Genomic DNA, 13,796 nt, shown 5'->3' with positions numbered 1-13,796 from the left:
ATCGTGAGGTAGGTAGAAATGACAAGGGAGGCCTAAGCCTCCCTTGTTGTATCTGACATGCAGTTGTTAGCGGTTACTCGCAGGCGTAACCCGCGGCACCCAGCAAGGTGCCATCCAGTTGTACGGCGCCATCAACCATCTGCAGCCTGCCTTCGCAGAACCAGCGTACCACCAGCGGATAGATGCTGTGCTCCTGCGCCTGTACCCGTGCCGCTACCTCGTCCGCACTGTCTCCTTCAAAGATGGGCACACGGGCCTGCAGGATCACCGGGCCACCATCCAGCTCTTCGGTGACGAAGTGGACGCTGGCGCCATGCTCGCTATCACCGGCATCGATAGCACGCTGGTGAGTGTGCAAGCCCTGATACTTGGGCAGCAGGGAGGGGTGGATATTGATCATCCGCCCGGCGAAATGGCGCACCAGATCGCCGCTCAATATCCGCATAAACCCGGCCAGCACCACCAAGTCCGGCTGATAGTCTGACATCAGCGCAAGCAGGGCGGCGTCATACTCCTCCCGGCTGGCAAACTGCTGCTGGGCCAGAATAGAGGTCGCCACGTCTGCCTCTCTGGCGCGAACCAGACCATAGGCATCGGCCTTGTTGCTGATGACGCCGACCACCTCACCGGCAATCTTGCCGCTGGCACAGTGGTCGATGATCGCCTGCAGGTTGCTGCCGCTGCCGGAGATTAGCACCAGGATGCGTTTCATAGGGGAGGTCATTTGGCTGTTGATCCGGTCATTCATTGAATGACGACCTGCTCCTCACCATCGGCTGCCTTGGCGATATGGCCGATATGCCATGCATTTTCGCCTTCCGCCTTGAGCAGGGTCAGCGCCTTCTCCAGCTGGTTGGCGGGCAGGACGATGATCATGCCGACACCGCAGTTGAAGGTGCGATACATCTCGTGACGGGTAACGTTGCCAGCCTGCTGCAGCCAGCTGAACACTGCCGGCCACTGCCAGCTCTGCTCATCGATTACCGCTTGGGTGTTGGTGGGCAGGACGCGGGGGATGTTCTCCCAGAAGCCACCACCTGTGATGTGGGAGAGGGCGTGGATCTCGCACTCCTTGATGAGCTTGAGCACAGGTTTCACATAGATGCGTGTCGGCTCCAGCAGGGCGTTGGCCAGGGTCGTGTCACCCAACGGTTGATGCACGTCGGCCTTGGAGACTTCCAGAATTTTACGGATCAGGGAGAAGCCATTGGAGTGAGGGCCGCTGGCGGCCAGGGCGATCAGGGCATCCCCTTCACCGACCTTGCTGCCGTCGATAATTTTGCTCTTCTCCACCACACCGACGCAGAAACCGGCGATGTCGTAGTCTTCCCCTTCATACATACCCGGCATCTCGGCGGTCTCGCCGCCCACCAGGGCACAGCCTGACTGCTCGCAACCGGCACCGATCCCGGTGACCACTGCGGCCGCGGTGTCCACGTCCAGCTTGCCGGTAGCATAGTAGTCGAGGAAGAACAGCGGCTCGGCGCCCTGTACGATCAGATCATTGACGCACATGGCTACCAGGTCGATGCCCACAGTGTCGTGCTTCTTCAGGTCGATGGCCAGCCGCAGCTTGGTGCCCACACCATCGGTACCGGAGACCAGTACCGGCTCCTTGTAGCCCGCAGGGATTTGACACAAGGCCCCAAAGCCGCCAAGACCACCAAGGACTTCAGGACGACGAGTGCGCTTTGACACGCCCTTGATACGTTCAACCAGTGCATTGCCGGCATCGATATCTACGCCAGCATCCTTGTAGCTCAGTGAGGTTTTGTCAGTCACGAGTATTCCCCGTCATGTAAAGAAGTGGAGGGTAAAATTCGGGGCGTATTCTAACAGTGGCGGTGAAAAACCAGAAAGGAAATCGTTTGCGCGTTTTTGCGCGGAAATGCTCTACAAGCGGTGGCTTTTGTTGTATGATTCCGCGATTTTTTTGCGGCAGGTTAGAGGAGATAATAATGAAAGTCGTTGAAGTCAAACACCCCCTGGTCAAACACAAGATCGGTCTGATGCGTGAAGGCGATATCAGCACCAAGCGTTTCCGTGAACTGGCCAAAGAAGTGGGCAGTTTGTTGACCTATGAAGCGACCTCTGACTTCGAAACCGAGAAGGTTATCATCGATGGCTGGAATGGGCCAGTAGAAGTTGACCAGATCAAAGGCAAGAAGGTAACCGTCGTACCCATCCTGCGTGCCGGCCTTGGCATGATGGATGGCGTACTGGAGCACATGCCGAGCGCCCGTGTCAGCGTGGTCGGTATCTACCGTGATGAAGAGACCCTGCAACCGGTTCCCTATTTCGAGAAGATTGTCAGCAACATTGAAGAGCGTCTGGCGCTGGTCATCGATCCGATGCTGGCCACTGGTGGCTCCATGATTGCCACCATTGATCTGCTGAAGAAGAAAGGCTGCCAATCCATCAAGGTGCTGGTACTGGTTGCCGCGCCGGAAGGGATCAAGGCGCTGGAAGCCGCTCATCCTGACGTAGAGCTCTACTGCGCTTCTGTCGACCAGGGGCTGAACGAGAAAGGTTACATCGTGCCGGGTCTGGGCGACGCCGGCGACAAGATCTTCGGTACCAAATAAGTTTATGCCTTGACCTGCTTCCCATGTGGAAGGGGTGATCGGAGCCGGCGCATCGCCGGCTCTGCTGTTTGTGGCCGCTTGTGCCAGCCTTGCCGCAGGGCGCTCCTTGCCGCTACCATAAGCTTACTCTCCCATTTCGAGACTCTGTTCATGTTCAAACGTGTTGTGACCGCCCTCTGCTGCGGCTTGTCGTTCATGGCCTCGGCCGCTCAGGTGACCGACCTCTATCAGGGCAAGGCCCCGACCAGTGGTGACATGGTGGCCGCTCAAGGGCAGGCACTGGGTCAGGTACTGATCAAGGTGACCGGCAAGCGCGACATCCTCACCCAGCCGGTGGTGGTCAAAGCGCTGGCGGCCCCGGGCGACTATGTCAAAAGCTATGGCTATCAGGATCAGGACTCCGTCAAGTATCTGAAAGCCGAGTTCAAGAGTGACAAGGTCAACAGCCTGGTCTCCGAGAGCCAGTTTGCCCTGCTTGGCCCGGCTCGTCCCCAGATGGCGATCTGGCTGGTGGTGGATCAGGGGGAGCGTCGCCTGCTGGCAGATCAATCCAGCGATGGTTGGGCGCAAGCCTTGCGCGAGCAGGCCCAGGCGCTGGGGCTACCCATCAGCATTCCGCTGATGGATCTCGATGACAACATGGCGGTCAGTGCCACCGACGTCTGGGGACGCTTTGCCGACCCGATTTTGCAGGCAAGCCAGCGCTATGGCGCCGAGATGGTGGTGCTGGGCAAGCTGACACCGGAAGGTGACAAGTGGAGCATCGATTGGGGACTCTACGGTCCCAAAGCGGCCGGTGAAGTGACCGAGCTGACCCGTGGCAATAGCACCGGCACTCAGGCCGAAGTGGCGCAAGGGTTTGCCGATACCCTGGCGGCCTGGCTGGTGAAAAACTACGGTGCCCGCATTTCGGGTCCGGCAACCAGCCAGACCCTGGTGGTGGATGGCCTCTCCGAAGTGGACAGCATGATCGCCGTGCAGAAGATGCTGCAGGGGATGGCCAACGTCAGCAAGGTGGCGATCGGCAAGCTGGAGGGAGACCAGGTCACCTTCAACTTTACCCTGCAAGGGGATCAGGCCGAGCTGGTGCGGGCGCTGCAGCTTGAGAGTCGTTTGCGCAAGGTTGACGATAATGGCAGCGGTTTGCGTTACCAATGGTCGCAGCCCTGATTTTATAAGGCTTTTGTAGACCGCCCGGCTTGCCCGGGCGGTTCTCTATCTGCCATTGCGATGGTACACTTAGCCACAAATGTCACAGTCAAAGCCCAACGAGTGAAGCAACCGGCCCAACTGTCTTTAGCCGTACAACTACCGGATGATGAAACCTTCGTCAGTTTTTATCCCGGCAACAATGCTCATCTGATCACCGCTCTCAAAAACGCGGCCATCGGTCAGGGATCGCCTTTCCTCTATTTCTGGGGAGCCAAGGGATCCGGACGCTCTCATCTGCTCCACGCCACCTGTGCCGAGGTCAACGCCCGCGATGCGGCGGCGGCCTATCTCTCCCTCGATCAGTTTGAACAGCTCGACCCCAGCATGCTCGATGCCCTCGAAAGCTTGCCGCTGGTCTGTCTCGACAGCCTTGAGGCGATCGCCGGCAATGCCGTGTGGGAGCGGGCGCTGTTCGATTTCTATAACCGCTGGCAGGAGAAGGGCGAGGGAACGCTGGTGGTCACCGGCTGCAGCGCACCGCGCAAACTGGGGCTGCAGCTGCCGGATCTCGCTTCGCGCCTCGACTGGGGGGTGAGTTTCCATCTCGAAGAGCTGGATGACGAAGGCAAGCTCAGTGCCCTGCAGCTGCGTGCCGAGCTGCGGGGCTTCAAACTGCCCATCGATGTGGGCCGCTTCCTGCTGAACCGACTCTCCCGCGATATGCGCACCCTGCTCACCACTCTCAATCAGCTCGACAATGCCTCATTTCGCGCCAAGCGCAAGCTCACCATCCCCTTTGTTAAAGAGATCCTCGAGCTCTGATCCTCTCGGCGGTGTGCGGTTGTGCACCTGACTTTCGTTTGAGTGGCAGATAAAAAGAAACCCCGGCTTCAGACCGGGGTTTTGCTATTTCAAAGGGCTCTGCCTATCAGTGGAACTGATCTTCTTCGGTGGAGCCGGTCAGTGCGGTGACCGAGGATTGGCCACCCTGAATGACGGTGGTCACCTTGTCGAAGTAACCGGTACCTACCTCCTGCTGGTGGGCCACGAAGGTGTAACCACGGCTGGCGGCGGCAAATTCCGGCTCCTGCACCATCTCGACGTAGTGCTTCATCCCTTCGCCACGGGCGTACTGGTAGGCCAGCTCGTACATGTGGAACCACATGTTGTGGATACCCGCGAGGGTGATGAACTGGTACTTGTAACCCATATCGGAGAGCTCCTGCTGGAAGCGGGCGATGGTGGCATCGTCCAGATTCTTCTTCCAGTTGAAGCTCGGGGAGCAGTTGTAGGCCAGGATGCGATCCGGGAACTTGGCCTTGATTGCTTCGGCAAATTTACGCGCTTCGTCCAGATCCGGCTTGGCGGTTTCACACCACACCATGTCGGCGTAGGGGGCGTAAGCCAGACCGCGAGCGATGGCCTGATCGATACCGGCACGCACCTTGTAGAACCCTTCGGCAGTGCGCTCGCCAGTCAGGAAGTCTGCATCGTACGGGTCGGCGTCGGTGGTCAGCAGGTCAGCGGCGTTGGCGTCGGTACGGGCGATCACCAGGGTGGTGGTGCCGCACACATCGGCTGCCAGACGGGCGGCAACCAGCTTTTGCACCGCTTCCTGAGTCGGTACCAGCACCTTGCCGCCCATATGGCCACACTTCTTGACGGAAGCGAGCTGATCTTCGAAGTGCACGCCAGCGGCGCCCGCTTCAATCATTCCCTTCATCAGTTCGAAGGCGTTCAATACGCCACCGAAACCGGCTTCCGCATCGGCCACGATAGGCAGGAAGTAGTCGATAAAACCCTCGTCCTGCGGCCCGATCTTGTTGGCCCACTGGATCTGGTCGGCACGGGCGAAGGAGTTGTTGATGCGCTCCACCACGGACGGTACAGAGTTGGCCGGGTAGAGGGACTGATCCGGATACATGGTGGAGGACAAGTTGTTATCCGCCGCCACCTGCCAGCCGGAGAGGTAGATCGCCTCGATCCCCGCCTTGGCCTGCTGCACCGCCTGACCACCGGTCAGGGCGCCGAGGCAGTTGACGTAGCCTTTCTTGGCGTCGCCGTGGATCAGGCCCCACAGCTTGTCGGCACCGCGCTGAGCCAGGGTGTGCACCGGCTGCAAGCTGCCGCGCAGGTTCACCACATCTTCGGCGCTGTAGCCGCGCTTGATCCCTTTCCAGCGGGGGTTTTCCGCCCAGTCTTTCTCGATAGCCTGGATCTGTTGCTCACGGGTCAGTGCCATATCAGTTCCCTCTTTCATTGATTTCACGTTTCCATTGACTTGTTATTGGCGAGCCCCGCTGGGGGCCCGTGATTCAGAGCCGCTCGTAACCGGGCAGCGTCAGAAAATCGATCAGGGTGTCGGCGCAGGTGATCTCTTCCATCAGTTCACTCGCCTCGGCAAAGCGTCCTGCTTGCCAGCGTGCGGCGCCCACCTCGGCTTTGACCACCTCCAGCTCCTCGGCCAGCATCTGGCGGAACAGCTCTTTGGTCACCACCTTGCCATTCGACAGGCTCTTGCCGTGGCGGATCCACTGCCAGATGGAGGTACGGGAGATCTCGGCGGTGGCGGCATCTTCCATCAGACCGTAGATGGGCACGCAGCCGTTGCCGTTGATCCAGGCCTCCAGATATTGCAGGGCAACCCGGATATTGGTGCGCATCCCCGCCTCGGTGCGCTCGCCCTCACAGGGTGCCAGCAGGTCGGCGGCGGTGATGGGGGCATCCTGCTCACGCAGCACGCCGATCTGGTTCTTGGCACCAGCCGCAATGGTGGCATTGAACACCGCCATGGCGGTATCGGCCAGGCCAGGGTGGGCGACCCAGGTGCCATCGTGGCCGTTGTTGGCTTCGCGCTCCTTGTCGGCCTTGACCTTGGCGAAGACCTGCTCGTTGACGGCGGCATCCTTGGCCGGAATAAAGGCCGCCATACCGCCCATCGCCAGCGCTCCGCGCTTGTGGCAGGTCTTGATCAGCAGCCGCGAGTAGGCGGAGAGGAACGGCTTGTCCATGGTCACCACCTGACGATCAGGCAGTACCCGATCCGGATGGTTCTTCAAGGTTTTGATATAGCTGAAGATGTAGTCCCAGCGGCCGCAGTTCAGCGCAACGATGTGATCCTTCATCTGATAGAGCAGCTCATCCATCTCGAATACGGCTGGCAGGGTTTCAATCAGCACGGTGGCCTTAATGGTGCCACGGGGCAGACCGAACTTGTCCTCGGTCCAGGCGAACACCTCGCTCCACCAACGCCCTTCCAGATGGCTCTGCAACTTGGGCACGTAGAAGTAGGGGCCCGAGCCTTTGGCCAGCAGTGCCTGATAGTTGTGCAGGAAGTAGAGGGCAAAATCGAACAGGCCGCCGGGGATGGGTTCGCCATCGAAGGTGACATGTTTTTCCGGCAGGTGCAGACCGCGCACCCGGCAAATGAGGACGGCCGGATTGGGGTTCAGGGTATAAGCCTTACCTTCCGGACTGGTGTAAGAAATGGTGCCGTTGACCGCATCGCGCAGGTTGATTTGGCCCTCGATCACCTTGTTCCAGGCGGGTGCCAGTGAATCCTCGAAATCCGCCATGAACACCTTGACGTTGGCGTTGAGGGCGTTGATCACCATCTTGCGCTCGACCGGGCCTGTGATCTCCACACGGCGGTCTTGCAGGTCGGCAGGAATGCCGCGAATGGTCCAGTCACCTTCACGGATGTGGGCGGTTTCCGGCAGGAAGTCCGGCAGCTCGCCACCATCGATACGGGCCTGACGTGCCACACGTTGTTTCAGCAATTCCCCTCTTTGGGGAGCAAAACGTTCCACCAGTTCGGAGACCAGAGCCACCGCGTCCGGCGTCAGAATTTGCGCGTATTCGGGCAGCATCTCGCCCTGGATGCGAAGGCGGGCGCTGCAGTGGGTCTGAGCCGGTGCCGACATAAGGTTCACTCCTTTGAGAATTACATTTTGAACTTACTAACTACGACTAAAGTCGAATCCCTGTTCCTGAAACGTTCCCGCAACAACGGGATAACACGATTGATAAGGTGCGAAATATTGTTGATTACGTCAACAGTTTTTTTTAAACGCCTGTTTTTTTGATATAGTTAAGTTGATGTTTTTTATTGCTTTATTTGGTTGGTATAAAAACTCTACGCAGATGGTTATGCTCCTGCTTTTTCCCATCTGACAACGGCTAATTTGGGCCGTTACCTTGCCCCTCGTTCTGTAACTTATTACGTAATAAAATTACAGATGCAAAAACAAATCCCGACCTAACTCCAGGCTTTGCCAAAACAGCCGTATAAAGTGCGTTTGAATGTGGCAATGAATGTTTTGCTATTGCTAGATCTAGTTGGTGAACGTGTGTTTTAAACTTGGTGTGGTGATGCAGGCTCTGTTGGCACCAGCGGTTGCAACGATGGAAAGTGAAGCGCAATAACGTAGGTTTGTATCAATTGTCGGGGGGGATGCCGGGGAGGGAAGAGGGAGACGCATTAGTCAATAATACTGCCATCCTTGATAGAATTAGCAGTTTGTTGTTTTTTGCAGATTTCTCGCCAAGGGTGTGAAACTGAGTGTGTTGAACAGGCGATGCCCCAGTGATTGAGCGGCCATCTGGCCGGGCTCAATAGTCATCATCCGGTTCGGCAAGATCGATCACATCCAGCTGGATGACCTGTTCATTTTCGCTTTCGGTGTGGCAAGGGGTGTCGTGAGGAACGGAATAAAGCGTAATGGCGGGTGCGAAATCGGTGTTCTGGTTCATGCCTGGTCCTGTGTTGCACGCAAGCCGGACAAGTGATCCCTTCACTCGTGTTTCCACCTCCCTGTGTTGTCTACCGGCGGAAAGTTGCGCATCTTAATGAGTTCGGCAAAAAGATTCAAGTGGTTCTGAGTGTTTTTTGTTCTTGGTAGGCTGGCGTTGTCAGGAGGATAAATCGGAGGCAAAAAAATAGCCCAGTCGTTTGACTGGGCTATTCTCGGGGAAAATGGTCGGTGTGAGAGGATTCGAACCTCCGACCCTCTACACCCCATGCAGATGCGCTACCTGGCTGCGCTACACACCGACGGAGTCAGACTCGGCTGACGGGGAGGAAGTCTAATAGCATGGCCAAACGGGTGCAACTCCTTTTTTATCATAGAGATGCCGATTGCTTCTTTATTGCTCAGTCGGGATGCGGCTTGGGTCTGACGTGCAGATTTGGCATAATCGCCGCCCTGTCACTGCGAGCTATCATGCCTGCTATCTATGGATTCATCTGAAATGTATGGATAGCTGGAATGTAAACAGCACAATTGAACAATATAAAGAGGGGATGGGCGTGAAACCATTAGAGGTCCCAGAAATACCGAGTCAGGCACAGAGCCAAACCGAGCAGGACGAACAGTGGATGCGCCATGCCATGGCATTGGCCGCCCGGGCCGAAGGGATTGGCGAGATCCCGGTCGGTGCCGTACTGGTGCTGGATGGTCAGGTGGTGGGAGAGGGGTGGAACCGCTCCATCAGCGAACACGATGCCTGTGCCCATGCCGAGGTGATGGCAATCCGGGCGGCGGGCAAGCAGCTGGCGAACTACCGCCTGCTCGACACCACTCTTTATGTGACGCTGGAGCCCTGCTGTATGTGTGCCGGTGCGCTGATCCATAGCCGGGTCAAGCGGGTGGTTTACGGCGCCCGAGATCTCAAGACCGGTGCCGCGGGGTCGGTGTTCGAGATCTTGCAGGACCCGCGCCACAATCATAGAGTCGAGCTGACCGGCGGCGTGCTGGCCGATGCCTGCTCGGCTCAGTTGTCGGCCTTCTTCAAGCGCCGCCGCGCCGAAAAAAAGGCGGCCAAACTGGCGCTGCAACAATCAAACGATACCCTTTCCTGAATCATTCGGGGGCAGCGCAGGCTGCCCTTGCTGATTATCCTCATAAATATCCCTTTATAAACAATATATTGCGTCCATCTTCCTTCGAAAGGATCCCCGCCCATTTTTCCGTTAACAACCTCTGTTAAAGCACTCTCGATGTAACAAAACTGTCATGCAACCGCCATATAATGCCGCGAAGCCTAGCTTACATTGAGGTCTTGCATGTCATCGGAATCGTTAAACCTGGTCATGGCGGGCAGTAGAAAACGCCGGATCAAGGATAAATTGGCCAAATATGGCGTCACCACAGGCGGAGCTCTGGTACTGGTGGCGCTGCTGCTTATCTTCTTTTATCTGCTCTATGTGGTGAAACCCATCTTCAATGGCGCCTCCATGGAGCAGACCGCCTCGTTTACCCTGCCTGCCGCAGGGAAGACCGCCTGGCTCGGCGTGGAAGAGCAGAACGAGATCGGCTATCGCTTCAGCGATAAAGGGCAGGTCAACTTCTTTGCGGTGCAGGGAGATGACAAGATCAAGGTCGGCCAGTCACTGGGTCAGGCCCAGGTTGCTGGTGACATCACCACGGTAGCGACCCCTGCTCCTGGTCAGCGGCTGATCGCCTACGGCTTTGCCGATGGTAAGGCGCAGGTCGTCCAGCCAGCGTTCAAGGTCTCCTATCCCAACGATGTGCGGGTGATTGAACCCAGCCTGCAATATCCCTTCGGCGAAGAGCCTGTGGTGATCGACCCGCAAGGGAAGGCACTGCAACTGATGGTGTTCGAAGCCACCAAGGACAAGATGGCGACCGCCGCCGTGACCGAAGATGGTCGTGGTGTGATGACGGTGATGAGCGGTGAGGAGAACTTCATCTCCGGGGAGATTGAGTGGAGCAGTGAAAACTATACGATTCCCTCCCTGCCGCGCCATGTGGATCAGATGTTGCTTACCCCCAATCTGCGGATCCTGTTCGTGCGCGAGGGCAATCGCCTCTCCGTCTATGACATTCATAACCTGAGCGAAATCTCCCTGCGCAACGTGTTGGAGATCAATGCCCCCAACGCCAATGTGACCCGGGTTCAGCTGCTCTCCGGCGCCTCTTCACTGCTGGTGGGTAATGACAACGGCGTGATTTCCCAGTGGTTCGAAGTGGCGAAGGATGGCAAACGCCAGTTCACCCAAATTCGTGACTTCAAGGGCGATGGCGCGGTAGATCTGCTGACTCCCGAGCACTTTCGCAAAGGCTTCATCAGTGCCGACAAGGACGGCATCATCAGCTTCTTCCACGCCACCGGCGAGACCAAGCTGCTGACCGAGACGGTGGAAGGGGGCGAACTCTCTGCTCTGGCCATCTCCCCCCGTCACAACCTGTTGCTGATGCAGCAAGGGAATACCTTCAAGCTCTTCTCGGTGGAGAACGAGCACCCCGAAGTGACCTGGTCTGCCCTCTGGCAACAGGTGTGGTACGAAGGGTATCCGGAGCCCCAGTATGTGTGGCAATCCACCTCCGCCAGCAACGACTTTGAAGCCAAGCTGAGTTTGGTGCCGCTGGTATTCGGTACGCTGAAAGCCTCTTTCTACGCCATGGTGTTTGCTGTGCCGCTCGGCGTGGCCGGTGCCATCTATACCGCCTACTTCATGTCGGCGGGGCTGCGCAAATACGTCAAGCCGACGGTCGAGATCATGGCGGCGCTGCCGACCGTTATCCTGGGCTTCCTGGCGGGTCTGTGGTTGGCGCCGATCATCGAGGGGGCGCTGCCCGGGGTGATCCTGCTACTGGTATTGCTGCCGATGGGGATGCTGCTGACTGCACTGCTCTGGAACTATCTGCCGGAGCGCGGCAAGTCCTTGCTGCCGGATGGGTGGCACGCCATCCTGCTGATCCCGGTGCTGCTGCTGATTGGCTGGGGGGCCTTCGCCCTGAGCCCGCTCATCGAGAATGCTTTTATGCACGGCGATTCGCGCATCTGGCTGACTCACGAAATGGGCATCAAGTTTGACCAGCGCAACTCGCTGGTGGTCGGTATCGCCATGGGCTTTGCGGTCATCCCCACCATCTTCTCCATCGCTGAAGATGCGGTCTTCTCGGTGCCCAAGCACCTGACCCAAGGCTCGCTGGCGCTGGGGGCCACCCCGTGGCAGACCCTGAGCCGGGTGGTGATCCTCACCGCGAGCCCGGGCATCTTCTCTGCGGTGATGATGGGCCTCGGCCGCGCCGTGGGCGAGACCATGATCGTGCTGATGGCTACCGGCAACACCCCCATCATGGACTTCTCCATGTTCCAGGGGCTGCGCACCCTCGCCGCCAACATCGCGGTGGAGATGCCGGAATCGGAAGTGGGCAGTTCCCACTATCGGGTACTGTTCCTCGCGGCCTTCGTCCTGTTTGTGTTCACCTTTTTGTTCAACACCCTGGCCGAGTTTGTCCGTCAGCGGTTGCGTGAAAAATACAGCTCGATGTAAGGGGCGGCTCTGTAATGGACAAGGAATCGACAATGGGTAAGTGGTTTAAATCAGGGGCCCCCTGGATCTGGATGACCGGCGGAGCCGTCAGCCTGAGTCTGGTGGCGGTACTGGGTCTGCTGCTGCTGATCGGATGGCGTGGTCTGGTCTACTTCTGGCCGCACCCCATCTATGAGTGGCAGCTGGAGGACGCCAGCGGCAACAAGAGCGTGCTGATCGGCGAGATCAACGATCGCGAGCTGGTGCCGGTGGAGCGACTGCGCGCCGCAGGTCTGCCGCTGGAGGGGGAAGAGCGCGAGCTGCTGACCCGCTATCTGGTCAAGACCGGCAACCGTGAGTTCGTCGACCTCGATTTTCGCTGGGTATTGGAGACGGACATCAAGTCCCAGAGCCAGCCAGCCGAGCTGGCCATGGTTGAGCGTGCCACCAACGGTAACTTCTACGGTTATATCGTCGGGGTAAAAGAGGATGGCCGCGAGCTGACTTCGGATCTGCATCCTGCCCTGCAGCGGGTGCTGGCGAGAGCCAATGCCCTCTCCGAACAGGCCAACGATCTGCAAAAAGGGGACATCGGCAGCATCAACTATCAGCTGGAGCGGCTGCGCCTGAAAGAGCGCAAGGCCGAGCTGGAAGAGAAGCTGACCGATCAGCTGAAAGCTCAGCTGGAGCGTGAACGTCAGGCCCTTAACGATCGTTATCAGGTGCTGGAAAAAGAGCTCTTCTCACTGCGCAGTCAGGCTGACCGGGACAGCATCACCGTCAAGGATATGCGTGGCGAGCTGGTGACCATGCCCATGTCCAGGGTACTGGATGTGGTATGGCCCAACGACATGAGCCTGCTGGCCAAGGTGGGTCACTGGTTCCACCAGATCGGCAAGTTTGTATCCGACGATCCCCGTGAGGCGAACACCGAGGGCGGCGTCTTCCCGGCCATCTTCGGCACCGTCTTCATGGTGTTCCTGATGGCGATCATCGTGACCCCGCTCGGCGTGGTGGCGGCGGTCTACCTGCACGAGTACGCAGGCAAGAACAGCCTGACCAAGATCATCCGCATCGCGGTGATCAATCTGGCGGGCGTGCCCTCCATCGTCTACGGCGTGTTTGGTCTGGGCTTCTTCGTCTACACGCTCGGTGGCTCGCTGGATCAGCTGTTCTACCCGGAAGCGCTGCCGAGCCCGACCTTTGGTTCACCTGGCGTGATCTGGTCGGCGCTGACCCTGGCCATCCTGACCCTGCCGGTGGTGATCGTCTCCACCGAAGAGGGGCTGGCGCGGATCCCGAGCACCATCCGTCAGGGCTCGTTGGCACTGGGCGCCACCCAGGCCGAGACCCTGTGGCGCATCGTGCTGCCGATGGCGAGCCCGGCCATCATGACCGGCCTTATTCTGGCTATTGCCCGTGCAGCCGGTGAAGTGGCGCCACTGATGCTGGTGGGGGTGGTGAAACTGGCACCGACCCTGCCGATGGATGGCAACTTCCCGTATCTGCATGTGGAGCGCAAGTTCATGCACCTGGGCTTCCACATCTATGACGTCGGCTTCCAGAGCCCCAACGTCGAGGCGGCCCGCCCGCTGGTCTATGCCACCTCCTTCCTGCTGGTGACGGTGATCGTGGGTCTGAACCTGACCGCTATCGGTATTCGTAACCACTTGCGCGAGAAATTCCGGTCGCTGGAACATTGATAGGCCAGCCACCACAGAGACGGGCAGGGGACAGGGTTCCCTGCCAGCCAAGCGTTCCGGCCGCGGGCGATGAGA

11 protein-coding genes and 1 tRNA gene are annotated in these 13,796 nt (G+C 58.4%); 6 read left to right on the top strand and 6 right to left on the bottom strand.

Translation table 11 applies throughout. The annotated features are described in order from the left end of the window. Positions 1-73: 73 nt before the first annotated feature. Together purN and purM are read right to left on the bottom strand one after the other, a co-directional pair. On the bottom strand, positions 74-712 hold the full coding sequence (gene purN, locus G5367_RS08660; RefSeq protein WP_421243983.1) for a phosphoribosylglycinamide formyltransferase: 639 nt from the start codon (positions 710-712) through the stop codon (positions 74-76). Between the two features lie 32 nt (positions 713-744). Beyond that, complete coding sequence (gene purM / locus G5367_RS08655) at positions 745-1,782, bottom strand: phosphoribosylformylglycinamidine cyclo-ligase (RefSeq protein WP_421243982.1); 1,038 nt, start codon at positions 1,780-1,782, stop codon at positions 745-747. Between the two features lie 176 nt (positions 1,783-1,958). Here purM and upp point away from each other — a divergent pair, with 176 nt between their 5' ends. The 3 genes from upp to hda all read left to right on the top strand — a co-directional run bounded on the left by upp (position 1,959) and on the right by hda (position 4,559). Next, positions 1,959-2,585, top strand: a complete 627-nt coding sequence (upp, locus tag G5367_RS08650; protein WP_005334115.1) for a uracil phosphoribosyltransferase — start codon at positions 1,959-1,961, stop codon at positions 2,583-2,585. Between the two features lie 150 nt (positions 2,586-2,735). Further along, entirely contained in the window at positions 2,736-3,755 is a 1,020-nt protein-coding gene (locus G5367_RS08645) for a DUF2066 domain-containing protein (RefSeq protein ID WP_139406423.1), read from the top strand. Between the two features lie 102 nt (positions 3,756-3,857). After that, positions 3,858-4,559 (top strand): DnaA inactivator Hda, encoded by a 702-nt coding sequence (hda, locus tag G5367_RS08640; RefSeq protein WP_013723920.1) that lies wholly within the window; start codon positions 3,858-3,860, stop codon positions 4,557-4,559. Between the two features lie 106 nt (positions 4,560-4,665). Here hda and aceA read toward each other — a convergent pair whose 3' ends face one another. The 4 genes from aceA to G5367_RS08620 all read right to left on the bottom strand — a co-directional run bounded on the left by aceA (position 4,666) and on the right by G5367_RS08620 (position 8,790). Beyond that, positions 4,666-5,979, bottom strand: coding sequence for an isocitrate lyase (gene aceA / locus G5367_RS08635; RefSeq protein WP_139406426.1), 1,314 nt, complete (start codon positions 5,977-5,979; stop codon positions 4,666-4,668). Between the two features lie 73 nt (positions 5,980-6,052). Beyond that, the gene (gene aceB, locus G5367_RS08630; protein WP_167572144.1) at positions 6,053-7,660 is read right to left on the bottom strand and encodes a malate synthase A; all 1,608 of its coding nucleotides are present in this window, start codon (positions 7,658-7,660) and stop codon (positions 6,053-6,055) included. 688 nt (positions 7,661-8,348) lie between these two features. Beyond that, positions 8,349-8,489 (bottom strand): hypothetical protein, encoded by a 141-nt coding sequence (locus tag G5367_RS08625; RefSeq protein ID WP_005334106.1) that lies wholly within the window; start codon positions 8,487-8,489, stop codon positions 8,349-8,351. Positions 8,490-8,713: 224 nt separating this feature from the next. Continuing rightward, positions 8,714-8,790 (bottom strand) — tRNA-Pro (locus G5367_RS08620). A gap of 249 nt (positions 8,791-9,039) precedes the next feature. On the opposite strand from G5367_RS08620, the gene tadA reads away from it, so the two are divergent. The 3 genes from tadA to pstA all read left to right on the top strand — a co-directional run bounded on the left by tadA (position 9,040) and on the right by pstA (position 13,721). Then, positions 9,040-9,597 (top strand): tRNA adenosine(34) deaminase TadA, encoded by a 558-nt coding sequence (gene tadA, locus G5367_RS08615; RefSeq protein ID WP_421244010.1) that lies wholly within the window; start codon positions 9,040-9,042, stop codon positions 9,595-9,597. 204 nt (positions 9,598-9,801) lie between these two features. Then, positions 9,802-12,039: an ABC transporter permease subunit gene (locus G5367_RS08610; RefSeq protein ID WP_421243981.1), complete on the top strand. Its 2,238-nt coding sequence runs from the start codon at positions 9,802-9,804 to the stop codon at positions 12,037-12,039. Between the two features lie 32 nt (positions 12,040-12,071). After that, a complete protein-coding gene (gene pstA / locus G5367_RS08605; RefSeq protein WP_042012620.1) occupies positions 12,072-13,721 on the top strand; it encodes a phosphate ABC transporter permease PstA in 1,650 nt (549 codons plus the stop codon). The last annotated feature ends 75 nt before the right edge of the window (positions 13,722-13,796 follow it).

The sequence above is a fragment of the Aeromonas sp. 604282 genome (assembly GCF_049170575.1).
Taxonomy (GTDB): domain Bacteria; phylum Pseudomonadota; class Gammaproteobacteria; order Enterobacterales; family Aeromonadaceae; genus Aeromonas; species Aeromonas veronii_A.
The sequence above is the reverse complement of the archived record's forward strand: the minus strand, read 5'-3'. Positions and strand labels throughout refer to the sequence as shown.